Genomic DNA, 22,036 nt, shown 5'->3' on the forward strand with positions numbered 1-22,036 from the left:
GCCGGGTTAGTATAATCCCCTAATCGAACGAATAACCGCCTTCCGGAAGAGCGAGAAGCCGTTTCCTGTAGCAATGAGTACGCGAATCCTGTAAAATACAATTATAGATACGCTACTTAAGAAGGTGATAAGCTTGGCACAACAACCAAACGCAGCTTACGGAGGACAGGCCGTCATCGAAGGCGTCATGTTCGCCGGCCGCCATGTGAACGTCACAGCTGTTCGCAGGAAGAACCAGGAGATCGCTTTCTACGAAGTGCCGCGCACAAGCGGCCCGAATATCCTCAAGTGGCTGAAGAAAGTCCCGTTCATCCGCGGAATCATCGGCATTGTCGAATCCGCTGCGAAGGGATCTCAGCATCTGAATTTCTCGGCGGAGGCTTATGCGGAAGACGAATCTTCCCCCGAGGAAGCCGAAGCAGCGAAGCAGAAGGAGAAGTGGAGCCTGTCGATGATTCTCGGCGTCGCGCTTGTCGGCGTCCTGTCCTTCATTATCGGCAAGCTGGTGTTCGTATCGGTGCCGGCGTTCCTGGAGAGCGAGATATTCGGACGTGCATTCGACAATACCTTTCTGCATAACCTTCTGGAAGGCGTCATTAAGATCGGTCTCTTACTCTTCTATCTATGGATGATCTCCAAGACCCCTGTCGTGAAGCGACTGTTCCAATACCACGGAGCGGAGCATAAAGTCATTAGCTGCTATGAAGCCGGCGACGAGTTGACGGTCGCGAACGTGCAGAAGCATACCCGCCTGCATTACCGTTGCGGAAGCAGCTTTATCATTTTCACCGTGCTGGTCGGCGTTATTCTGTACTCGTTCCCGATCTTCACGTGGGATTCGGTATGGGAGCGGATCTGGATCCGCATCGTCCTGCTGCCGGTCGTGCTCGGCATCTCCTATGAGGTGCTGAAATGGACGAACGCGCTTCGGGACATTCCGGTGCTGCGTTATCTCGGCTATCCCGGACTGTGGCTGCAGCTGCTGACGACGAAGGAACCGAATGACGATCAGGTCGCGGTCTCCATCGCCTCGTTCAACCGAATGAGAGAGCTTGACCGGCAAATGGCGACGACGGTCGTCTGAGCTTAAGGTGAGAAGGAACTTCATCCCGGAAGGAGTGATCGCATGCGCAAACGTTTCGGCCCGCTGACTTTTGTTCTGCTCGCGCTATTCTTGATCGGGGTTGGTGCCCAAATCTGGAACGGTTCTACCACCTTGCTAATACCGGTCATTCTGGTCGCCATCGTGTTCCTTCTGTATAAGTTCCCTCCCTCCCGCTTCCGGCGCGGATTCCGGGCCCGTTCCGAATCAGCCCGTTACCGCCAGACGGCGAAGAGCCAGGCTCGCCACCGGCGGGAAGCGGACAAAGCGAAGCGCCGCACCGCGACGTTCCGGGTCATCGAAGGCACGAAGCCGCGGGATGACGAGCCGCCAACTTATCATTGATGGAGCAGCGCTAATAACCTAAAGAAACTCCGATCGGCGATACGGCCGGTCGGAGTTTCTTGGTTTGGCGCTTTATTCCAGATTAGCCGTCTGAAGCTCCTGCAATTCGCCGGCCAAGCGTTCAATCATCTCGACGAATGCGGACAGCTCTTGCGCGCCTGCCGCCTGTTCCTGGGCATAGGTGGTCGTCTGCAGCGATTTGTCCTTGACCTGAGCGACTACGGACGAGATGGATCTCAGCTTGGCATCCACCTGCTGGAGGGCGTCCTTCGACTGCGAAGCCAGCTTGCGAATCTCGCCTGCGACGACTTGGAAGCCAAGCCCTTCTTCGCCTGCTCTCGCCGCCTCGATCGCAGCGTTCAGTCCGAGCAGATGCGTCTGGTCCGAGAATTCCTTCATCAAGTAACCAAGCTGCTTAATGTTCAGAACTTCGCCGTCGAGCTGCTGCAGCTGCCGATGCGACTCTTCTTGCGTCACGGCGGTCTGCTGCGTCGTCAGGGCGATTCTGCCGCTATTCACGCTTAATTGATTGATCATCTCCATCAATTCCTGAACAGCCGCGCCGATTCCGCTTAACAGCTTCGTTTGATTGTCTGCGAGACGCTGAATCTTCATTTTCTCATCATGCTCATACGCTTCCAGAACCAGCTGCGAATCCAGATTAAACATCTTCGTCAGCGAATAGACGATGCTCGCCCAATCTTCGGTGACAGCTTGCAAATGGGCGGCCGACAAATCCAAATATTTCATGTAAGTGCCCAAATACCAGTCGGTCGTCAAGCCGATGCGAGAATGAACATGGCCGATGAATAAACGTCTGCGGATGTATTCTTCGTCGAGAACGCCATCCGCCATCGACAAGTAGTACCAGCGCTGTGTCTCCTTTAGTCGTTCGACGGTGCTATGGCGCTCAATGATTGCAAGCAGAGTCGGGGTCGACGTAATAAACTCGTACAATTCCGAGACAAGCCGATCTACGATCATCTCGAAAACCTCTCGATGGCTCTTCAGCAATGCCAAATCCTGCTCCGTTATGCCGATATAATCGGTTTGCTGTCTACGCTGCTGTGTCAAATCAATCAATACGCTCGGCACCTTTCTCCATGTGGGGTAGTCAACCTATTATAATCTTCCTCTCTGCTATTTGAGAAGGTAACGATTAACATCGAATGGTTCCGGTCTTGCGATCCCATCGCCGGAAGAACCGCAATCCGGAGTCGACGCCGGATTGGTACAGCTTCTCGCTCGTCTCCCGGCTCATCCCGAAGTCGGTCGTGCTGACGCCAAGCGTTGAGATCTTGATCGTGCGGATGCGGTTGTGTTGCTCAATGTACCGTTCGTCGTGCGCGCTAAGCATCGTCTCGAACATCGCTTGGAACATCGAGATCGGTCCGCCAATCCGATGCGCCTTCATATCGCCCCGGCCAACCATCTGGAATCCGATCACAGGACAGACGCTGCCCGGATCGGCCGCGTGGTCCCGTTCGAACACCCATAACGGAAAGTTGCTCAGCAAGCCGCCGTCCACGACATACGTATAGCGAATAACCGCCTTCTTGCGGCGCTTGAAGTAATTCATCCGGTTCGTATGCGCGATAATGACCGGGTCGAAAAAGTAGGGGATGCTCGTGCTCATGCGGATGGCTTGGGCGATCTCCAGACGGCGCGGATCGATGCCGTAATCAGCGATATCATCCGGCAGAACGAGCAGTTTGCCGTTCGTGATGTCCGATGCGATAATCCGCAGCTTGCCGGGAGGCAGATCGGCGAACGTGCGGACATTCTTGGCCGCGAGCAAGCCCCTCACCCACTGCTCCAGCGCATCGCCGGAATAGAGGCCTTTCTTCAAGAACAGGCGCAGGGCAGGACCGATATATTTGATGTTGAATATAGGGGCTCGCCGCAGAAACGACGAGAAGGATGTCGCCTGTATGATCCGCTTCATCTCTTCTGCGGTATAGCCTGTCGCCAGCAGGGCCGCTACGATGCTGCCGCTGGACGTGCCCGCGACATTGTGGAACGACACGTTGCTCATCTCCGCCGCCCGAACCGCACCGACGAGCGAGATGCCTTTGACCCCTCCGCCCTCGAATACGCCATTCACCTTCACCCGCATTCCCCCATTCGCGCGCAGCGTTCGATGAAGCATATGCGAGCCGGCTTGCCCATTAACACAACCGCGGCGAAGCCGGTGAACGAAGAGAGCGCCTGCCGGACTCGGCAAGCGCTCTACCATTTGCATTTTCGGATGATAATCTTATTCGTTGTCCAGGTCCGAGCGAACCCGAAGCAAGTCCTCGACCCGGCCTGCATCTCGGCGGAAATATTCCACGAGCGTCTCGATGCAGGTGATGGAGTCCCAGCTTAGATGGTGCTCAATCCCTTCGACGTCCCGATAGATGTTCTCTTCCTGAACGCCGATGACCTTCAGGAAGGACTCCAGCAGATGATGCCGGTCCACGAGACGTTTGCCCATCTTCTTGCCTTTATTCGTCAGGACGAGACCGCGATACTTCTCGTAGATCAGATAGTCGTCTTTGTCAAGCTTCTGAATCATCTTCGTTACGGAAGAGGGATGCACCTCGAGGCCTTCGGCGATATCCGATACGCGGGCGTAGCCCTTCTCGTCGATCAGGCGGTATATGCGCTCCAGATAGTCTTCCATGCTCGGGGTCGGCAAGACCGGCTCCCCCTTTCCAGCGGTCGTTTAACTATAATATCATACCTCTCGCCGGGAAGAGGGGCAAGTCTAAATCTGGCAAGCTTATTAGAACTTCAGCCACTCCGGCGTCATCCCGTTCAGCCAAATCGTAATATAGGTCATCCGGTCCGTGAAGAGCAGAATGCCCATGACGATCATCAAGGCGCCGCCAATCTTCATGAACGTATTCGAATATTTAAGAATCCAGCGCGTAGAGCCGATGAAGAAGGCCAGTATGAAGAATGGAACGCCAAATCCGAGCGAATAGGACGCCGTCAACTGCGCCCAGGTGCCGGGCTCGCTGGCTGCGAGCATCAGGATGGACGACAGAATCGGACCGACGCAAGGCGACCATCCCGCGGAGAAGCCGACCCCGAAGATGAAGGAGCCGATATATCCCGCCGGCCGCCAGCTGACGTTCATTTTGCGTTCCTTCATGAGTAGCTGCGGCTGGAAGACGCCGAGCAGGAACAGTCCCATCAGAATAATCAGGACGGCCGATATTTGGCGAATCGGGTCCTGGTATTCCCGGAACGTCGAAGCGAACACGTTGGCCGTGTAGCTGAGCGTGAAGAAGACGAACGAGAAGCCAAGCACGAAGAAGAACGAATGCGCGAGCGTCTTCAGGCGGACGTCGCGGCTGGAATCCGTCTTCAATTGGCTGACCGATATGCCGGTTATGTAAGATAAATAGGACGGGTATAAAGGCAGGCAGCACGGCGAGATGAAGGAAGCCAATCCTCCCGCGAACGCGATGCCGATATTGAGATTGCTCATGCGAATCCTCCTTGCTTACACTTTGTATCTTCGTACGACGAGCGAGCCGAGCAGAATGACGATCAGCAGCAGTACGATCGTGCCGCCGGGCGCCAAGTTCCAGAAGCCTGCCATCCATAAACCGGCGAGGACGGCGGCTTCGCCGATGACGACGACGATCGCGATCGCCTGGCGGAAGCTCTTCGACAGCGCAAGTCCGCAAGCAGCCGGTATCGTCAGCAGCGCGGAGACGAGCAGCGCGCCGACAATCTTAATCGACGCGCTGATGACGAGCGCCGTTAGAATGCTGATCAAGATATTGAAGAACTTGACCGGCAAACCGCTGACAGCTGCAGCGTCTTCATCGAACGTAAGCAGGAACAGCTCCTTGCGAAGCAGCATGATTACGCCCAGCACCACGACGGTGACGATCGCGATTACGATCAGATCGCTATTATTTAACGTGTAGATGCTGCCGAACAAGTAGGACGTGACGTCCAGATTATATCCCTTGCCCAGCGTGAATAGAATCGAAGCCAGCGCCACGCCTCCCGCCATGATGATGGCGATAGACAGCTCCGCGAATGTCCGGTATGTGCGCCGAAGCGCCTCGATGGCGAACGATGCGATGATCGCGAAGACGAGGCCCATCGCTACCGGATAGACATTGATCAGGAAGCCGAGCGCAACGCCTGCGATGCTGACGTGGGACAGCGTATCGCCGATCATCGCCAGCCGGCGCAGCACGAGAAATAGGCCCATGAGGGGGGCCGTAATCGCAATGAGAGCGCCGCCGAGCAGCGCGCGCTGGAAGAATTCTGCCGTTAATAAGTCCAAGTCGAGACTACCCTTCTTTCCGCAGCGTATGCAGCAGGTCGGTTTCTGCGCAATCCTCGAGATCGTGGGAATGCCGGACGTGGAACGTCAGCTTGCCGCACGACTCCTTCGGCTGTTCGCCGAGATAAGAGCGCACCATCTCCATGTCATGCGATACCATGAGGAACGTAATATTGTGATGCTGGTGCATATGGCGAAGCAAGTGGAAGAAGTTCTGCTGCGTCTCGGTATCGATGCCCGACATCGGCTCGTCCAGAATGAGCAGCTTCGGGTTGTTGATGAGCGCCCGCGCGAGGAACACCCGCTGCTGCTGTCCGCCGGACAGCGCGCCGATCCGCTTGTCGGCCAAATTCTCGATGTGCAAGGTGCGCAGCGCATCGTCCGCTCTTGCCGCATCCTCCTTCGACACCCGCTTCAGCAGCTTGCGCCGACCGTACATGCCCGATAGAACGACTTCCCGTACCGTAGCAGGGAATAACGGGTTAAATTGATTGCGCTGAGGCACGTAGCCAATGAGATGCCAATCCTTGAACCGCTCGATCGGCGTTCCGAATAGGCGAATCTCTCCCTGCTGCGGCTTCAGCAAACCGACGATCATGCGCAGCAGCGTTGTCTTGCCGGCTCCGTTGGAGCCGATCAGGCCGATAAAATCGCGCTCATGAGCGGTGAACGAGACGTTGTTCATCACCTGCTGCGACCCGAACGAGAAGCCGACGCGGTCAAGCGCTATAATCTCGCGATGGCACAAGACAGGTGCCGCCGCTTCTGCTGTATTCATAACGCCTTCCTCCTTCGCCTGCCGGATGTCCCTTGCCGGCGTATCTTCTGGCGTATCTTCTTATTGTAAAGCCTTCCGCAGGTTTTGCAAATTGCGCTGCATGATCGTAAAATAGTCGTCTCCCGCCTTCTCCTGCTTCGGGGTGAGCCCTTCCAGCGGATTCAGCACATCCGTGCCGACGTTCGCTTCACTCGCGAGCGTCTTCGCCAGTTGATCCGACACCAGCTCTTCGAAGAAAATCGTCGTCACGCCCTTCTCCTTCACGAACTTGGCGATATCGAGCAAGTCTTGGGCTCTAGGCTCCGCATCCGGCGCAAGGCCCATAATCGCCACCTGGTTCAAGCCGTAATCGCGGGATAGATACCCGAACGCTTGGTGCGAGACGACGATGTCCCGCTTCGTGACCGCGGCGAGCCCGTCCGTGAATTGCTGGTCGAGAGCTTCCAGCTTCTCCTTCAGCGCTTGATAGTTGCGGTCATAATCGGCTTGATGCGCCGGATCGATCGAGACGTACGCGTCATAGATGTTCTCCGCCATGATCAGCGCCGACTTGGGACTAACCCACGTATGCGGATCGACGTCATGCTCGTCTGCGTGCTCTTCTGTCTCCTCGCCGGCATGCTCCTCATGCTCGGGATTGCCGTGAATGAGCTGAATCCCGTCGCTCGCCTCCACCGTTTTCAAGGCGCTGCTTGAGCCGACTCCGTGGAGGAAATCGTCCACCCAGCCTTCCAATCCGGCGCCGTTGTAGATGAACAGCTGCGCCTGCGACGCTTCCTGCAGATCCCGGCTCTTCGGCGTCCAGTCATGGGGCTCGACACCCGTCGGAATCAAATTCGTGACGCGCACGTCCTCCCCGCCGATCTGCGTCGCCATGAAATACAGCGGGTAGAATGTCGTCACGACGTTAACTCTGCCGTCTTTAGCCTGCAAATTATCTCCGCTGCTGCCGCAGCCTGCTAGCAATAAAGCCGCCGTAACCGTCACCAGCAACGGGAGCATCCAACGTTTCCTATACAACTTGATACAACTCCATTTTCTTAATCGTATTATTTACGCTTTGGAGTATACCCCTACCTTTTGCTCTCTGTCAAGAGTGTCGGTAACAGGGAGAGCTTGCGATTAAGCAGCAAGAGCGCCAGGCCGGCAGCTAGCCGAGCCTAACGCTCTCATTGGATTCGTTCTGTCAGAAAGGTTATTTCACGATCGCGCCGTTCGGCATGCCTTCGGGAACGGTCGCCAGCGTCAGTTGATCCCCTTCCGACGCTGCAAGAATCATACCGTGCGACCATTCGCCGCGCAGCTTGACCGGCTTCAGGTTCACGACGCAGATGACTTTGCGCCCGACGAGCTCCTCCGGCTTGTAGAACTTCGCGATGCCGGAGACGACTTGGCGCTGCTCATAGCCAAGGTCGAGCTGCAGCTTCAGCAGCTTATCCGCCTTCGGAATTGCCTCGCACGCGAGCACCTGCCCGACGCGCAGCTCGATCTTGGCAAAGTCCTCGATGCCGATCTCGTCCTTATGCTCAATCGACTTCGCCTGCTCAGCGGCCGCCGGCTTATCGGACCCGGCAGACTCGGCATCGAGCTTCTTCGAGGCGGTCTCCGCAGCATCCGCAGCAGAGGCGGATGCTGCCGACCCGCCCATCGATTCGGCGATCCAAGCGATCTCGTCCGACATCTCGAGACGAGGGAAGATCGGCTCTCCCTTCGCGACCCGCGTGCCCGACGGAAAGCCGCGATACGTACGGACGCTCTCCCAAGCTGTTGCCGCCGAACCTTCTGCCAGGCCAAGCTGAGCCCAGATGCGGCGTGGCGTAATCGTCAGGAACGGCTGCAGCAGAATCGACGCGATCCGCAGCGAATCCGCCAGATGTCCCATCACGGAGGCAAGCTCCGGGCGGCTCGCTTCTTCCTTCGCCAGCACCCACGGCTTCGTCTCATCGATATATTTGTTCGTGCGGCTGACGAGCGTCCAGATCGCTGTCAGCGCAATCGAGAATTCCATATCCTCGAGCGCCGCTTCCGCTCGATCTACCGCCTCCGCCGCCGCCTTCTCCAGATCGGCGTCGAACGCTGTCGCAGCGCCGTTGCCGTATTCCGGAATGATGCCGTCGAAATACTTGTCGATCATGGCCACCGTCCGGTTAAGCAGATTGCCCAAGTCGTTCGCGAGATCGTAATTGATCCGCTCCACGAAGCTCTCCGGCGTGAACGTGCCGTCCGAGCCGAACGGCACTTCGCGCAGCAAGTAATAGCGCAGCGCGTCGAGTCCATAGCGGTCGATCAGCGTCACCGGATCGACGACATTGCCTTTGGACTTGGACATCTTGCCATCCTTCATCAGCAGCCAGCCATGCGCGAACACCTTCTTCGGCAGCGGAAGGCCAAGCGCCATCAGCATGATCGGCCAGTAGATCGTATGGAATCGAACAATCTCCTTGCCAACGATGTGTACGTCCGCCGGCCAGAACTTCTCGTACAGCGACTCATCGTCCGATCCGTAGCCGAGCGCGGTAATATAGTTGGACAGCGCGTCGATCCAGACATAGACAACGTGCTTCGGATCTCCCGGCACCGGTATGCCCCAGTCGAACGTCGTGCGCGAGACGGCCAGATCCTCCAGCCCCGGCTTGATGAAGTTGTTGATCATCTCGTTCTTGCGAGACTCCGGCTGAATGAAGGCCGGATTCTCTTCGTAGAAGGCGAGCAACCGGTCGGCGTACTTGCTCATGCGGAAGAAGTAGCTCTCTTCCTTCACCCGTTCGACCGGACGGCCGCAATCGGGGCACTTGCCATCGGCCAATTGGCGCTCTAGGAAGAACGATTCGCAAGGCGTACAGTACCAGCCTTCATAGGAGCCTTTGTAAATATCCCCCTGCTCCAGCAGTTGGGCGAAAATCTTCTCCACCGCCTGCTTGTGCCGCGGCTGTGTCGTGCGAATAAAGTCGTCGTTCGAGATATCCAGCTTCTTCCATAGATCTTGAATGCCGGACACAATGTCGTCGACGAATTGCTGCGGCGTCTTGCCGGCCTTCTCCGCTGACCGCTCAATCTTCTGACCATGCTCATCCGTTCCTGTTAAATAGCGTACTTCATATCCGCGAAGCCGCTTGTAGCGCGCCATCGCATCGCCTGCCACCGTTGAGTAAGCGTGTCCGATATGCAGCTTGTCGCTCGGATAATAGATCGGCGTCGTCAAATAGTACGTCTTGCCCTTGTCCGCCATGCCCCTTCAACTCCTATTCGAATTCGTCTTTAAAATACAAAAAAAGCCCCGTCCCGCATGGGACGAGAGCTCTGCTCACGTGGTACCACCCACATTCCCTCCGCCGTCTTCCGGACGAAGGCTCATGCGCCTGCCTCTTGCCGGCAGGCCGATCCGTTAACGCCGGACACACGCGCCGCTCCCTTGCCGTTCGATCACCGCTGTATCACGGCCGCTCACCAGCTCGAAAGCGAATCCTCCGGGACCATTTTCCCAAGCGTCCTGTACCGGTTCTCAGCTTCTCCGGCTCTCTGCGACAGGGTTAGCCTCGTACTTATCCCTTCATCGGAACAACCCATATTCTACAACCATTGGAGACAATATACCGAACAACGGTGCATGCTGTCAAGCGGCGCCATTCCCGCCCGAATGCTCCTTGCGCGGCGGCACCGGATCGAATCCGCCGGGGTGGAACGGATGGCACTTGCAAATCCGAATGGCGGCTAGATAGGTTCCCTTGAGAGCGCCGTGCACTTCGATCGCTTCCAACGCATAAGCCGAGCAAGTCGGCGCGAAGCGGCACGTCGGCGGTTTAAGCGGAGAGATGAATTGGCGGTAGAACCGAATAGGAGCTTGAACGGCTCGCCTAATCATCGGGATTCGCCTCCGATCGCTTGAATGAGATGGCGCTTGGAGTGCGCCTGCCTACTTCATTCTGAACTCTCTCAGCCGGTTCGTCAAATGAGCGAAAGGCTCCTAAGCTCCGAGACTAAATAATGGCTCATTGGGAGACAATACAGAAAGAGGCGTCCAGAACCGCCGCCGGCGTCCGAACAGCCTCTCTCTTCTCATGCTTTCTTCATTCAGGCAGATTCATTTAGGCTTGCTTCATAGGAATAAACAAGAGATTTACCGGCAAATTAGAGCCTAGCGCCGTCAAGAACCGGATATCTACCGTCTCGGGATTCGGGCCGGTACGATACAGTACGCAGGCCTGATTAGGGTTCAGCAGCAAGCTTGTATTGGATACCATAACGGCGGAACCGTTGATGTCGAATACGCCGGAGTACACGCCGCCGCGGCCGTTCACTGCGATCAGCGTATTCGCCGCTACCTCGACATTCATGTGATACACGACGCCGTAGTTGCCCGAATTGTTCTCGTTAACGCCGCCGGTCATATCAATGCCGTCTAGCGCAGGATCGTTCACATGATCCCCGAACGGCACTCGCTGAGCAATCGTTCCCAGCGTCTCTGTAACCGTCACTTCACGGTCGGCGCCATAGAAGGTGCCGCGAATATGCCTGCCGTCCCGAGGCAGAACGGTGAATTCCTCCGACTTCAAGACTTCAAGCGGATCACGGCCGTCTTGCTTCACCGCGAATAACGTAAATTTGATCGGTGCCGAAGCATTCATATCGGCATATGCGGAGAAGACATCGTTATACTTTAACGGGCTTGCCCCCAACTGCGGCAAGATCAGCTTCGTCTCGCCGGGAGCCAACGTCGTCAGAGCCGTCTGGCCAGCCTTCTTCGACTCCAAATATCTCGCAGCAGCCTGCTTGCCGGTCCACAAGCCAAACGAGTTCGGTCCCGCCTGGCCGTTGGACCCGAGGCTTACCGATGCGTTATACAGGCTCTCGTTCGTCGCGGCCAAATAGATCGTGAGCGGATCGCTGTTAATATTCTGATGGTACAAGAATAGCCGAAAGTCTCCGTTCATCGTATCGCTGTACAGGATGCCTTCCCCGAGCACGTTCTCCGGGCTGTCCGAAGCGATTAGGTTGCGCCGGGAAATCTCGTACGTGTAAGGGACTTGCGAATATCGGAGCACGCTCGAGCCATCCAAATTATAAATCTCGCCAACCGGCGTGAAATTCTGATCATACTCTTCTTTGGTGTACATCACGTCCGAAGAGATCGTGATCTTCTTCGAGTATACCTCCGAGGATAGACCATGCTTGTCGACAACTCGCAGGGTGACGGTCTGTTCGCCGGGTTCGAAGAACGCCGGCTGATTATTGGTCCATTCCCTCGTCACGATCGCATTCTCGTCATCGGACGATAGATTCGTATAGAGAATAGGTTCCCCGATCATGTATGTATCCTTCGAAGTCATGAACAAGGCTACCGGCGGATCGTTCGGCGGCAGCACATTAACAGTAACGGCATAAGGCTCGCTCCACTCGCCGTTCTGGCCTTGAACCCAATGGGTGATCGTATGCAAGCCGGGATCCATAAACAGCGTCTTCAGTCCCTCCTCGCCGTCTGTCTCCCAACGTTCAGCCGTTATCGAGCCGGCATTGTCGGAGAGACTGGCATAGACGAGAGTCGTCTGTTCGGCGAAGATCTCTGTCGGGCTGACCGAGAAGTCGGCGGTCACCGTCTCATCCTCAGCCCAATTCAGGAACACTTGGCCTTTCGCTGCGCTTACGATCGATCCCGTTGCATTCGCCCAAGCGCGAACCGGAATCATGAGGCTGCCGTTCTTGATAAATGGCTTTCCGGTGAAATTCGCAGCGACTCCGTTCACCTGGTAGCTGGAAGAACCGCTCTTCCAACGAATCTCCGTGTCGCCTTGTTTGACAATCGATTCTCTCGTCTTCGTATCATAGCTGACAGCATAACCGAACCTGGCGCCCAGCATGCTGATCGGCGCGTAAGACGTTCCCCCGACGATGACCGTCGGCTGCGCGGCCGGATAGGATACACCGTCGAGCGATACGTTGGCTTTGTTCACGAACATCGTCAACGTATGATTTCCCGCCCTCGATTCTGCAGCTTGAACCTGCGTCCAAGTGCCTGAAGCAGCAAGCAATGACAGCGATAAGAGCAGGGTGATGCGCTTCTTCATTGGTACATCTCCTTTGGACCCATCGAGCAAAAAAGGCTATAGTGCGATAGGTTTAATCATCAATACTTATAACGTCATTCGGCTATTAAAAGTTGCGTTTCTTCATAGTCCTATTCAGCCGACTTAAGCACACGCAGCCGCCTGGGAACAAGCCCTGGCGGCTGTGTATGCTTGTATGAATCATTGGGCTTGCAATTTAAGCTTGTCCGCTATAGTCAAGCAAACCAACGGTTCACCACGAGCACCATGACGACAAACGATACGACGCTTCCTGCCATATACAGAAAGCCCTGACGCTTGCGTTGCTGGAAGAATCGAAGAACGCCGACGCTCAGAAGGCCTCCCACCAGCAATATAAATACGATGCCGACGATGAACAGCCCTGCTGATACACCCGACACGTCTGTTAATTCGCTCAAAGCTAGAATCCCCCTCATATCCGCTATTTCAGCCGTCCGAGCTTCGGAGCGGCGCTTGTCTGAAATATTATAACGGAATCAGGTAGGAATAAACAATTCAACTTCGCGCCGATTGGCCTTCCGGCGCCGAAATCGGACGATGATTCGCCCTTCTCTCCTGTAAGCGCGGCCGGATTCAGGAACGACGAGACAAGGGAAAGAGACAAATTGCTTGCGTTCCAACGATAGTCCCGATATTGTGAGCCGGTCGGCAGCAGCGAATAGACGCAGATCCCGTTGAGTGACGTGAGGAGGCAGTACGATCGTGACGGTTAAATGACTGCCGCCCTTAGCCGTACTGGTCTGCAGACGCTTGCCGCGGCCGCTTGGCTTCGCAGGCTGATCGCTGTTATCGAACATCGTCCGAATGAACTGATTCAACCAGGAGCCGTCTCTCTGCTTGGTCATCTGTTCGGCCAGCTTCCATGGAAAGTCCGGCCCGAACCAGTTCTTCAGTTCCTTGAAGTCGGGTAATGACCCGTTATTGAAAAAAGATGGCATTCGTCTCGACCTCCGCGGCATCGATCTCGGCTCGTAACAGATTATGCCTGCCCGCGAATTCGGTGTTAGCCGATTGAAGTCGGGGCTCTATCGCCGTCCGGCCACGGCGTTCATGAACCTCTAGGCTCCCGCCTTCATACAATGAACCATGACCCAGCAAAGGAGTCGTTGCAGCCATGCCATCTATCGTCGGGGCTGTTAAAGTGGTCAGCGTCGGTTCCGGTGCGATCGTTCAATTCGGCGATTGCCTGCTGATCAGCCCGTCCAGCACCTCCAAATCTTATGCCGGAGCGGGTTCATTCGTCACCGGCGATCTTCCGGTCACCAACAATGCCGTCAGCGGAACCCTTACGAATGATCCCGACGTAAGCGATGCTTCCGCGTCCAAAATCATATGATTCAGTGGAATGTTTATCAGCAAATCACCATTCAGCAGCTTCGCGTCGGCTCTGTGAGCAACTCCTCCGTCCTTCAGATCGGAAGCGCGGGCAGCATCCAGTCGCTGTCACAGCTGTACAACACCGGGGGATACACCGAGCCTGCACCTCAACTGGGAGGAGAATTCCCCAACCTGCAGGCCGAAGTTCCAGAGGAGAGCACGCAGCTGTCGCTTGTGCCTTTTCCCAATCCGAACAGACCTTAAGACGGGAGATCGCTTGCTGCGTCTTGTCTCCCTTGGTCCGGTGAACATGGTTAAAGGAGCGTATCGCCATGACCCAGACTTGGTATGGTCCGCCGCAGCCGTTCGATTGGCAGGCCTGGTTCGAACGATTCCGGCAGCTTGAACAGCAGTTGCAGCAGGCTGTGTCCCAAATAGAGGATATGACGCGGGAGATCGCCGAGCTCAAGAGCAAACCTCCGGTTCATGTCGAATATCATTTCGATCAATTAAAGGTTAGCCGGCTGGAAGGCACGCTGAATATCGGGCTATCGCCGCAAGGCTTGCAGAATATGGAGCCATTCGACGTATCCGGGGCAGGCAATTGGTCTCCGCCTTATGCGCCCGTCCCCGGTACGGTACCCGGAACGGCGCCAGGCGCCGTATCGGGAGATGCAGGGTCGGCGCCAGGAGCCGCAACAGGGCCAGCGGCCGTCCCTCCGCCGTCGGATGCGACGGCTCAACGCATTCGCGGCTTGCAAGCCGAAGCCGCGAGCGAAGTGGAACGTACCATCCCTTCCGCTCTTCATGAACTGGCCGATCAATTGCAAGTGCCGATCAACGAACCGCATCTTCGAGCCATTATCGACGACATCAAGAAGCAGCTCAATCATCGAGTCCATTATTACGCCAGAACGACGCCTTACCCGGAGCAAGGCACTGATGAGGAGCGCACGAATTGGAGCCGAAGCGTGCTCGGACGTACCAAACGAGACGTCGAGGCGGCTATCGCGCAATATTTGCGAAGCTTGGTGCAATCGCAATCGGAGGGGGAACGGGAGAAGCCGTGAGAGCGCCATTCGAGTTGAACGTCAGCAACGGTCCGGTGCAAATAGGTGTCATTCGAGTGACCGGTATCGCCAGCTCTTCATCCATGCTGCTGGGCGATACCGAATCGATCACACAATATTCATATTTCGATACGCCGCCGGAGTCGGTCATTATCGGACCAATGGTTCCGCTTCCTCCGCCTCCCGAAGAGGATGCGACATGACGCTTCCCGATCGGGTGACGGCTATCGGCTGGTTCGGCATGAATACAATGTCCAATGCTTCGCAGCTGCAATTCGGAGACACGTTCGGCAGTGTCCATCTGCAGAACCGGGTTCTGGCGATTCAGCGGGCCATCGCCCGATTCCCTAGAGACGAGCTCCGCTTCGCCTCGTACCCGTTGTTCTTCCTGCCGAACCCCGTTCCTGCGGATCCTAATCCGACGCCGATCTTCTCGGCGTCAACAACCGGCACGATCGAGATCGGGGCCGTGCGGATAATGGCATCGACCGCCTCATCGTTCATTCGCGCCGGCAACGGGTACGGTCCGCAGTATGCGGACACGAGAATCCACCATTTCCGCCACTTCAACGACCCCAATACAGCCGCCCGACTGGGCAATTGGCCGGATCAGGCCGCACAACACCAAGACGCGTAATATTAGCTCGAATGCTCGCTAGCCGGCGTTATTTGACCGAGCTTCAGCGACAGCTGAAGCTGCAGCCGGTCTTCCGGGTCATCGAGCGAGATGCCTAGAATGCTTTGGATTTTGTCCAGCCGATATACGACTGTATTGTAGTGGGCGTATAGTCTCTCGGATGTCAGCTTGATGTTGCCATTGCATCGGAAGAACATCTCCAGCGTCTCCGCAAGTCTTCCGCCGCCGCGCTTGTCAGCCTGCTGAAGAGGCGCCGCGAATCGAAGCAAGAACTGGTCTCTCTCCTCGCAAGACGGGATCAAGTACAGCAAGGAATAGACGCCGAGGCGGTCATATGTCATCGCTTCTCCGCTCAAGCCGCACATCTTCGCCACTTGACGCGCGCACCTAGCCTGCGACAAGCTGGACGGCAGCAGCGCCGGCCGATCCGCCGTCCGGCCGGCGAACAAGCGAAGCCCGGGGTCATCCATCATCATTCGAAGCGCGCCCAACAGCTTCTGAAGCATCTCATTCGTCCATGCGTCTGACGGCTTATCGATGGCTTCTGCTTGGAGGAGAGGAACGATCAATGCCAGTTCGCCGTCGATCGAGGCGGCCAGAACGCCTTCCGGCAGCTTCATCCGGTCCTCCCTAACCTTTCGGACTTGCTCTTGAAGCTTCTCTTCGTTAAGCGCGCTGCCATCAGCGCCGCCCACGACCGCAGCGCACACAGGAGCTTGCTCTGGCAGCGGGCAGCCGCATACGTTCGCGCGCTGCCGCCAGTCGCTCGCAGATGCGATTCTTCCGGACAACCAGTCCTGCAGGAATCGGTCCAAATATTTCTCCTCCACGTCGCGCACCGCTTCCGCATTGGCAAGCTCTAGTCCCGCCAGGACGGATAGACGTTCCGCGCTGAACATATCAAGCGGAGCGAGCGGCCGGTTCCGCTCTACGACGACGAAGACCGCCGGCTTGGCATCCCTGCCTTGAAGCGGACACACGTACCCTCTAATCGAATTGGCCAGCATGACGAGGCCTCCAGCCACGCCTCTGCCGGCTTGCCGGAACGCGAGCGACTGCACGAACGGCCACGTCTGCGGCGTGTCGTCCCCTCTTAAGCCAATCGACATCCAAGGCTTCTCCTGATCGCGGACGAGGGCAACCGGGTTGCCCACTTCTTGTTCGATAGCGTCCAGAAGGGGATACAGCCCGCCTCCATCCAACAGCACGCGCGACATCCGATAAACCCGGCTTTGCAATTCGGCCAGCAGGGCTGATTCCTGTATCAGCACCCGGTCCGCGACGGCGCGCACAACTTCCCCGGAAGCGAGACCGGGAGGAAGCGCGATCAGCGGAACGCCAAGCGCATCCGCTTCCGCCAGCCATACGGAGGGGAGTTCCCGTTCGTGGCCGCTTGCCAGAATGCCGAGAGCGGATGCCCCCCTCCGGGCAAGATCGGCGATCAGCCGGGGGAAGCGATCCTGCTCCTCCCGGAGCATGGCTTCGCTTGCGATCGGAACATCGCCGGGCATTACGCGAAGCGCCGCCTCCGGCGATTCCATCGCTAATGCGCCGGCCACAAACGAATGGATTCCCTTCTCTCCTGCCGCAAGCTTCGCCTTCCCGAATACCGGCAGCTCCATCATCGCCTTGACCGTAACGGAAGATTGCTCTGTACGGCTGCCGCTTAACAGATCCTTCTTAGGCATCGCGACCATGACTATTCCTCCCCAGACTTCGACGCTGCGCCTGCAGTTCTAACGCCGCATAATCGCACAATCCCGGCGAAGTAAGTTTTCATTACATGCAATATAGAATTGCGGTCATTTCTTGTTATATGTAATATATTATAACACTTTAACCCAAAAGTCTTTATTGATATTTTCTGAAATCACAATTTTTAACCTAAAATCTAGAGAGTTTTAGCGCAACCACCATTTAAATGTCATTTTATATAACATATCTTTGATTTAGACGACAAATACAAAAACCGCCAAACCCGGTCAGGTTGGGCGGTTCAAATTCAACTCAATTAGTCGTTCGATTTGACGGGGCTTCCGCAATCGGGACAGAAGCGCGCATCCTGCTTCAGCTCCGCGCCGCAATTGTCGCAGACCAGCATCGCTTCCGCTTCGACGACCACGGCTTCCGGTTCAGCCTCTGGTTCTTCTTCCTCCGCAGCCTCGATCACCTCGACCGGAACGGGAACAGGGTCCGGGAACTTATGCCCGCAGGACGGACAGAACTTCGTGTCGTACGGAACCTCTTGTCCGCAGACGCATTCCTTCTCATTGCGCAGCTCGCGAATCCGTTCCTCGAGCCCCGCGATCTCCTTCTTGATGCCGGAGATCTCGTCGCACTCGGGAATGACGAGCCCTTCCGCCAGCGACAAATCCTTTTTCAAATATGCCTCATAGACCGCTTCTCCGATTCTCGCGTATCGTCTCTCGATCTCTTTGCGTTTCCCCGAGATATGCGTATGCAGCTTCGTGATCTCCACCGTCTGCTGCGCTTTCTCCGTAGCCGTCGACACACCTTTGGATACGGTCTCCGTCAATTTCTTCAGAAAACTCATGTCTGCCGCCTCCCAATTAACACGCTGATTGCCTTCTCTTCGTTGTCGTCACGGTTCCGGGCGCTTCATATGAAGGCTGCTCATGGACAGGTAGACGATCAGAATCAACAAGCCGAACAGAATGGTGAATACCGCTCCATCAGACCCTAACCCTTCTCTGACACCGTCAATCAGCCGGAACGGATTGAATACCGCATCCCAGCTGTTCAGCCGAATGACCCGGCCCAGATAGATGCCGAATCCTCCCAGGAACGAGACGACGAGAACGAACAGCCAACCGGCCGTTCTGCCCGCATAGGTACGAACAAGCGCATGAAAATGATACATCGACAGGTAGCCTAACAGCAAGCCGCACCATGAAAATAACACAAATACGATCAGGTCGTACCATACGAGCAGCGATCTCTCGCCGATGTACCAGTTGTAGGTCGGATCATTGATGAGATGAATCAGATCCGTCGTCAAGTACGGGGCGTTCGGATAGAGAAGCACCCAAGCGATTCCGAGAACCACAATCCCAATCGTCCTAGCCGCTCCGCGAACACCTCTGTGCAATCCCGCCGCCAGCATCGACACGATCAGCGGCAGCCACGCCAGGAACAAGTTCCACAGCAGGAAGCCGAATCGCAGCGTCTCCAACTGGTACGCTCGAACGATGAGCAGCAGGACGCACAGCAGGCTGTTGCCGCACAGGACGAGGAAGATCGGAGCCTGTACGACAGAGGGCCGCGGGCTCGGTGCCGAATGTTTAGCCGATCTTGGTGTCGTCGTCGATGTCGTTCCGATCGAACGATTCATGCGCTGCTCCTTTCCTTATGGGCAATGTTACTCTCGTCTTACGCTTTAATATGCGCCCCGGATCCGGTCATGCACCTTGTCCGCATAGAACGCCCGAAGACGTCCCTTCTCTTCCGAGGAGAACGACGGCGTCCGCTGCGCCGCGAGGTTGTCTTCCACCTGGGCGACGTTCTTGAAGCCCGGAATGACACAGGTGATCTCCGGGAAGTCGAGAATCCAGCGAAGGGCGGCGTGCGTCATGCTGCCGCGGCCTTCGGCGATCCACCCCAGCTCGCGCGACAGCGCCACGCCCGTCTCGAACGGCAGGCCCGCGAACGTCTCGCCGACGTTGAACTGTTCGCCGTTGCGGTTGAAGCTGCGATGATCGTCCGCGCTGAAGCTGCTGTTCTCCGAGAACTTGCCCGTCAGCAGACCGCTGGCCAGCGGCAGGCGGGCGAGCAGGCCGACGCCGCGTTCCGCCGCCTTGGGCAGCACTTCGGCAATCATCTTCTGTCGGAAAATATTAAAGATGATCTGAAGCGCCTGTACGCCCGGACGCTCCAGGCAGATGAGCGCCTCCTCTGCCGTCTCGACGCTGACGCCGTACGCGCGGATCTTCCCTTCCGCCTGCAGCTTATCGAGAATGTCGAACACGGCTCCATCCCGCAGAACGCCGGTCGGCGGGCAGTGAATCTGATAGAGATCGATCCGCTCGCGCTCCAGCCGCTTCAAGCTCGCTTCGCAATAAGCGCGAATCTGCTCTTCCGAATAGTTCGCCGGATCGTGGATGTCCCCCGCGCGGCAGAACTTCGTCGCAATGTGGATACGGTCTTCCCGGCCCTTCGTCGCCTTGGCCAGCAGCCGCTCGCTGCGCCCGTCTCCATAGACGTCGGCGGTGTCGAAGAAGTTCACGCCTTCATCCATCGCCTTCGCCAGCCCGCGAAGCGATTCGGCCTCATTCGTCTCTCCCCAAGCCCCTCCGATCGCCCATGTTCCAAAGCTGATCTCGCTTACTTGCAATCCCGTGCGACCCAACGGCCGGTAGTTCATGTCTTCTTCATCCCTTCGGTCTCATATGGAAGCGTCTCTCTTCTCCCATTCTATCAAAGATACCGCTCCGGATGCCAATCGTTCCCGCTTGCGCAGATATTTGCACACCGCACTGATATAAGTCGCGTGCGACCAGGTGAGCGGCGCGACCGAGAGAGGCTCGCCGTTCAGCGGATGCAGCTGCTCCGGCAGATTGCCGCCTTGGAGCGTATGGCGCGTCACCCGCTTCAGCACGGCCATTGGCTCTTCCAGTTCCTCGAGCCGCTTCGCCGTCTCGATCCGGAAGCTCGCCGCCCACAGCGTGCAGATGATCCAAGGGTTGCCCGGCACGGCTTCCACGTCGTCCGTCTGCTGGAAATAATAATCGTCCGTATAGCGCGCGATGCCCCCGACTTCCGTACGTACGGCGAGCCCTTCCGCGATCGCGTTCATCGTCCGCGCGACCCGATCGTCGTCTGCGGGCAGCACGCCGAATTCGAACAGGCCGAACAGGCTGCTCTCCAGCGTCATGTCCTTGACCCACGTCCCGTCCCGCTGGACGAGCCCTCTCGCGAACCGTCCGGACTCTTCATCCCACAGGTGATTGAGCACCCCCATCTTCATCCGTTCGGCGACATTGCGGTAGCGATCGCTGCGCTCGTAATCCCCGAACAGGTCGGCGAAGCAGGCTGCCGACATGAGCCCGCCGTACACGGACGCCGCCGTGTACGTCCAGATGCCGTAGCGCTCCTCCCACAGATCGTAGCTCGGCAGCGGGAGTCCCAACGACGGCTCGACGAAGTCGCATAGGAACGAAGCCGCCTTGCGCACGAGCGTCGGATAGAGCGCCTGCGGCAGCTCGATCTCGCCGAGCCGCTCATAGTCCTTCCAGAGCGCGAACAGAACGAGCGCTGTCTCGTCCTCTTGGATCGGCAGGCGCGGGTTGCCCTCCACGACATACGGGTGCCAGCTGGAGCCGACGGTTCCGTCCGGATTGTACTTATGATACAGATACCCTTCCGGCGACAGCGCCCGGCTGCAGAACTCGAAGAACGGCGCGATCGCGCCGTGATAGCCTGCCATCGACATGGCGTCGGCGATGAGCGCTCCGTCGCGCGGCCACATATAGCTGTAGTGGTCGCGGTTGTACTGAAGAATGTCGGTGTCGTTCGCTGCCAGTATCGCCCCCCGTTCGTCAATCTGGGTACGCACGATGAGCAGGCTGTGCTTGAACAGCCGGGCGACTTCCGGCGGCAGATCGGCGAAGCCGTCGCCCGCCTTCGCGAGCCAGTTGTTCCAGTAGATAACGATACGGCTGAGCAGCTTCTCCGGATGGCTCTCCAGCACGTATTGATCCAGCCGCTTCACTTCCTCCAGATTCTCTCCGACCGCCATCCAGTAATAATACGTACTCTCGCTGCCCCCGGGCACATCGGCTCGGAAGCTGATTGTGCTGTCGACGGAGCCTTGCGCGATGGCGTTGCCCATCAACTCCCCGTCTTCCGCGTCCCGCCAAGTGCCCTCTGCGGAATGGAACCGCTTGATGCCGGTGGAGAACTGGTAAATCCCGCCATCCGGCGATCGGCCGTTAAACATAAAGTATGAGGATCGCTTGTAGTGGAAAACGGTGCGGTTGCCCGGATAATAAGCCGCCGTATCCCCGACTTCGTTGCCGTCAATCATCAGGTCTTGGTGGAAGAACAGCCGGACCTCCTTCGTCTCGCCCGTCAAATTGCGGACGACGACGCGCTTGAGGTAGATGCTCTCGCGTTGATGGATACCGTCGTTGATAGATAGTTCAAGGCCAAGCTCCTCGTTCCGCGCCGTCACGTTCGTGACGAGCGAGTTCTCGATATAGCCGAGCTGAATGTTCCAGCTCGGATGATCCAGCCAGACGAACTTGCCGCCGCACCAGACGCCGAACCGGCACAGCTGCCCTCCGATATGATTCAATTGGCCAACGTACGGGAAGTACAAATCCCTCAGGAAGCCGTTCTTGTCCAGATTGACCAGCATCTTGCCATTGCCGAGCACTAGATGTCGAGCCATC

24 protein-coding genes are annotated in these 22,036 nt (G+C 57.0%); 7 read left to right on the top strand and 17 right to left on the bottom strand.

Annotation, left to right across the window (positions count from 1 at the left end; genetic code table 11):
* The first annotated feature begins 133 nt into the window (after window positions 1-133).
* Complete coding sequence (locus H4Q31_RS03655; RefSeq protein WP_245347241.1) at window positions 134-1,084, top strand: DUF1385 domain-containing protein; 951 nt, start codon at window positions 134-136, stop codon at window positions 1,082-1,084.
* Between the two features lie 42 nt (window positions 1,085-1,126).
* A complete protein-coding gene (locus H4Q31_RS03660; RefSeq protein WP_245347240.1) occupies window positions 1,127-1,447 on the top strand; it encodes a hypothetical protein in 321 nt (106 codons plus the stop codon).
* A 72-nt stretch (window positions 1,448-1,519) separates the two neighbouring features.
* On the opposite strand, the gene H4Q31_RS03665 is transcribed toward H4Q31_RS03660, so the two are convergent.
* The 12 genes from H4Q31_RS03665 to H4Q31_RS03720 all read right to left on the bottom strand — a co-directional run bounded on the left by H4Q31_RS03665 (window position 1,520) and on the right by H4Q31_RS03720 (window position 13,540).
* The gene (locus tag H4Q31_RS03665) at window positions 1,520-2,530 is read right to left on the bottom strand and encodes a globin-coupled sensor protein (RefSeq protein ID WP_185177707.1); all 1,011 of its coding nucleotides are present in this window, start codon (window positions 2,528-2,530) and stop codon (window positions 1,520-1,522) included.
* Between the two features lie 76 nt (window positions 2,531-2,606).
* The gene (locus H4Q31_RS03670) at window positions 2,607-3,557 is read right to left on the bottom strand and encodes a patatin-like phospholipase family protein (RefSeq protein ID WP_185177748.1); all 951 of its coding nucleotides are present in this window, start codon (window positions 3,555-3,557) and stop codon (window positions 2,607-2,609) included.
* Window positions 3,558-3,704: 147 nt separating this feature from the next.
* Window positions 3,705-4,127 (bottom strand): transcriptional regulator MntR, encoded by a 423-nt coding sequence (gene mntR / locus H4Q31_RS03675; RefSeq protein WP_185177708.1) that lies wholly within the window; start codon window positions 4,125-4,127, stop codon window positions 3,705-3,707.
* 87 nt (window positions 4,128-4,214) lie between these two features.
* On the bottom strand, window positions 4,215-4,925 hold the full coding sequence (locus H4Q31_RS03680) for a cytochrome c biogenesis CcdA family protein (RefSeq protein WP_185177709.1): 711 nt from the start codon (window positions 4,923-4,925) through the stop codon (window positions 4,215-4,217).
* Window positions 4,926-4,940: 15 nt separating this feature from the next.
* Entirely contained in the window at window positions 4,941-5,741 is an 801-nt protein-coding gene (locus H4Q31_RS03685) for a metal ABC transporter permease (protein ID WP_185177710.1), read from the bottom strand.
* Between the two features lie 7 nt (window positions 5,742-5,748).
* Window positions 5,749-6,426 (bottom strand): metal ABC transporter ATP-binding protein, encoded by a 678-nt coding sequence (locus tag H4Q31_RS03690; protein WP_415782722.1) that lies wholly within the window; start codon window positions 6,424-6,426, stop codon window positions 5,749-5,751.
* A gap of 153 nt (window positions 6,427-6,579) precedes the next feature.
* A complete protein-coding gene (locus H4Q31_RS03695; protein WP_376698206.1) occupies window positions 6,580-7,545 on the bottom strand; it encodes a metal ABC transporter solute-binding protein, Zn/Mn family in 966 nt (321 codons plus the stop codon).
* Between the two features lie 169 nt (window positions 7,546-7,714).
* A complete protein-coding gene (gene metG / locus H4Q31_RS03700) occupies window positions 7,715-9,748 on the bottom strand; it encodes a methionine--tRNA ligase (RefSeq protein WP_185177712.1) in 2,034 nt (677 codons plus the stop codon).
* Window positions 9,749-10,132: 384 nt separating this feature from the next.
* The gene (yidD, locus tag H4Q31_RS03705) at window positions 10,133-10,381 is read right to left on the bottom strand and encodes a membrane protein insertion efficiency factor YidD (protein ID WP_209703543.1); all 249 of its coding nucleotides are present in this window, start codon (window positions 10,379-10,381) and stop codon (window positions 10,133-10,135) included.
* A gap of 223 nt (window positions 10,382-10,604) precedes the next feature.
* Window positions 10,605-12,581, bottom strand: coding sequence for a stalk domain-containing protein (locus tag H4Q31_RS03710; protein WP_185177713.1), 1,977 nt, complete (start codon window positions 12,579-12,581; stop codon window positions 10,605-10,607).
* 215 nt (window positions 12,582-12,796) lie between these two features.
* On the bottom strand, window positions 12,797-13,000 hold the full coding sequence (locus H4Q31_RS03715; RefSeq protein ID WP_245347238.1) for a hypothetical protein: 204 nt from the start codon (window positions 12,998-13,000) through the stop codon (window positions 12,797-12,799).
* Window positions 13,001-13,078: 78 nt separating this feature from the next.
* A complete protein-coding gene (locus H4Q31_RS03720) occupies window positions 13,079-13,540 on the bottom strand; it encodes a hypothetical protein (RefSeq protein WP_185177715.1) in 462 nt (153 codons plus the stop codon).
* A 176-nt stretch (window positions 13,541-13,716) separates the two neighbouring features.
* Between H4Q31_RS03720 and H4Q31_RS03725 the strand changes: the two genes are divergently transcribed.
* The 5 genes from H4Q31_RS03725 to H4Q31_RS03745 all read left to right on the top strand — a co-directional run bounded on the left by H4Q31_RS03725 (window position 13,717) and on the right by H4Q31_RS03745 (window position 15,626).
* Window positions 13,717-13,938 carry a spore germination protein gene (locus H4Q31_RS03725; RefSeq protein ID WP_185177716.1) on the top strand — a complete coding sequence of 74 codons (222 nt, stop codon included), beginning with the start codon at window positions 13,717-13,719 and terminating at the stop codon, window positions 13,936-13,938.
* Window positions 13,938-14,183, top strand: coding sequence for a spore germination protein GerPB (locus H4Q31_RS03730; protein ID WP_376698207.1), 246 nt, complete (start codon window positions 13,938-13,940; stop codon window positions 14,181-14,183). Before H4Q31_RS03725 ends, H4Q31_RS03730 begins: the two co-directional genes overlap by 1 nt.
* 68 nt (window positions 14,184-14,251) lie before the next feature.
* A complete protein-coding gene (gene gerPC / locus H4Q31_RS03735) occupies window positions 14,252-14,989 on the top strand; it encodes a spore germination protein GerPC (protein ID WP_185177718.1) in 738 nt (245 codons plus the stop codon).
* Window positions 14,986-15,192 carry a spore germination protein GerPD gene (locus H4Q31_RS03740; protein WP_311771680.1) on the top strand — a complete coding sequence of 69 codons (207 nt, stop codon included), beginning with the start codon at window positions 14,986-14,988 and terminating at the stop codon, window positions 15,190-15,192. The genes gerPC and H4Q31_RS03740 overlap by 4 nt, the downstream gene beginning before the upstream one ends.
* The gene (locus tag H4Q31_RS03745; protein WP_185177719.1) at window positions 15,189-15,626 is read left to right on the top strand and encodes a spore germination protein GerPE; all 438 of its coding nucleotides are present in this window, start codon (window positions 15,189-15,191) and stop codon (window positions 15,624-15,626) included. Before H4Q31_RS03740 ends, H4Q31_RS03745 begins: the two co-directional genes overlap by 4 nt.
* Before the next feature lie 2 nt (window positions 15,627-15,628).
* Here the strand turns inward: H4Q31_RS03745 and H4Q31_RS03750 are convergent, their stop codons facing one another.
* From H4Q31_RS03750 to H4Q31_RS03770, 5 genes are all read right to left on the bottom strand, one after another.
* Complete coding sequence (locus tag H4Q31_RS03750) at window positions 15,629-17,323, bottom strand: PucR family transcriptional regulator (RefSeq protein WP_185177720.1); 1,695 nt, start codon at window positions 17,321-17,323, stop codon at window positions 15,629-15,631.
* Window positions 17,324-17,637: 314 nt separating this feature from the next.
* A complete protein-coding gene (locus tag H4Q31_RS03755; protein WP_185177721.1) occupies window positions 17,638-18,180 on the bottom strand; it encodes a zinc ribbon domain-containing protein in 543 nt (180 codons plus the stop codon).
* Between the two features lie 48 nt (window positions 18,181-18,228).
* On the bottom strand, window positions 18,229-18,978 hold the full coding sequence (locus H4Q31_RS03760; protein ID WP_185177722.1) for a DUF1361 domain-containing protein: 750 nt from the start codon (window positions 18,976-18,978) through the stop codon (window positions 18,229-18,231).
* Between the two features lie 45 nt (window positions 18,979-19,023).
* Window positions 19,024-20,007 carry an aldo/keto reductase gene (locus H4Q31_RS03765; protein WP_185177723.1) on the bottom strand — a complete coding sequence of 328 codons (984 nt, stop codon included), beginning with the start codon at window positions 20,005-20,007 and terminating at the stop codon, window positions 19,024-19,026.
* 21 nt (window positions 20,008-20,028) lie between these two features.
* On the bottom strand, window positions 20,029-22,035 hold the full coding sequence (locus H4Q31_RS03770) for a glycoside hydrolase family 15 protein (protein ID WP_185177724.1): 2,007 nt from the start codon (window positions 22,033-22,035) through the stop codon (window positions 20,029-20,031).
* Window position 22,036: the final 1 nt, after the last annotated feature.

Source organism: Cohnella lubricantis (genome assembly GCF_014212015.1).
Lineage (GTDB): Bacteria > Bacillota > Bacilli > Paenibacillales > Paenibacillaceae > Cohnella > Cohnella lubricantis.

Bases quoted from the DNA above. Each gene is read 5' to 3' on its own strand.
- H4Q31_RS03660 (WP_245347240.1), top strand. From the start codon at position 1,127: ATGCGCAAACGTTTCGGCCCGCTGACTTTTGTTCTGCTCGCGCTATTC.
- H4Q31_RS03680 (WP_185177709.1), bottom strand. From the start codon at position 4,925: ATGAGCAATCTCAATATCGGCATCGCGTTCGCGGGAGGATTGGCTTCC.
- H4Q31_RS03690 (WP_415782722.1), bottom strand. From the start codon at position 6,426: ATGAACAACGTCTCGTTCACCGCTCATGAGCGCGATTTTATCGGCCTG.
- metG (WP_185177712.1), bottom strand. From the start codon at position 9,748: ATGGCGGACAAGGGCAAGACGTACTATTTGACGACGCCGATCTATTAT.
- yidD (WP_209703543.1), bottom strand. From the start codon at position 10,381: ATGATTAGGCGAGCCGTTCAAGCTCCTATTCGGTTCTACCGCCAATTC.
- H4Q31_RS03710 (WP_185177713.1), bottom strand. From the start codon at position 12,581: ATGAAGAAGCGCATCACCCTGCTCTTATCGCTGTCATTGCTTGCTGCT.
- H4Q31_RS03720 (WP_185177715.1), bottom strand. From the start codon at position 13,540: ATGCCATCTTTTTTCAATAACGGGTCATTACCCGACTTCAAGGAACTG.
- H4Q31_RS03725 (WP_185177716.1), top strand. From the start codon at position 13,717: ATGCCATCTATCGTCGGGGCTGTTAAAGTGGTCAGCGTCGGTTCCGGT.
- gerPC (WP_185177718.1), top strand. From the start codon at position 14,252: ATGACCCAGACTTGGTATGGTCCGCCGCAGCCGTTCGATTGGCAGGCC.
- H4Q31_RS03745 (WP_185177719.1), top strand. From the start codon at position 15,189: ATGACGCTTCCCGATCGGGTGACGGCTATCGGCTGGTTCGGCATGAAT.
- H4Q31_RS03750 (WP_185177720.1), bottom strand. From the start codon at position 17,323: ATGGTCGCGATGCCTAAGAAGGATCTGTTAAGCGGCAGCCGTACAGAG.
- H4Q31_RS03755 (WP_185177721.1), bottom strand. From the start codon at position 18,180: ATGAGTTTTCTGAAGAAATTGACGGAGACCGTATCCAAAGGTGTGTCG.
- H4Q31_RS03760 (WP_185177722.1), bottom strand. From the start codon at position 18,978: ATGAATCGTTCGATCGGAACGACATCGACGACGACACCAAGATCGGCT.
- H4Q31_RS03765 (WP_185177723.1), bottom strand. From the start codon at position 20,007: ATGAACTACCGGCCGTTGGGTCGCACGGGATTGCAAGTAAGCGAGATC.
- H4Q31_RS03770 (WP_185177724.1), bottom strand. From the start codon at position 22,035: ATGGCTCGACATCTAGTGCTCGGCAATGGCAAGATGCTGGTCAATCTG.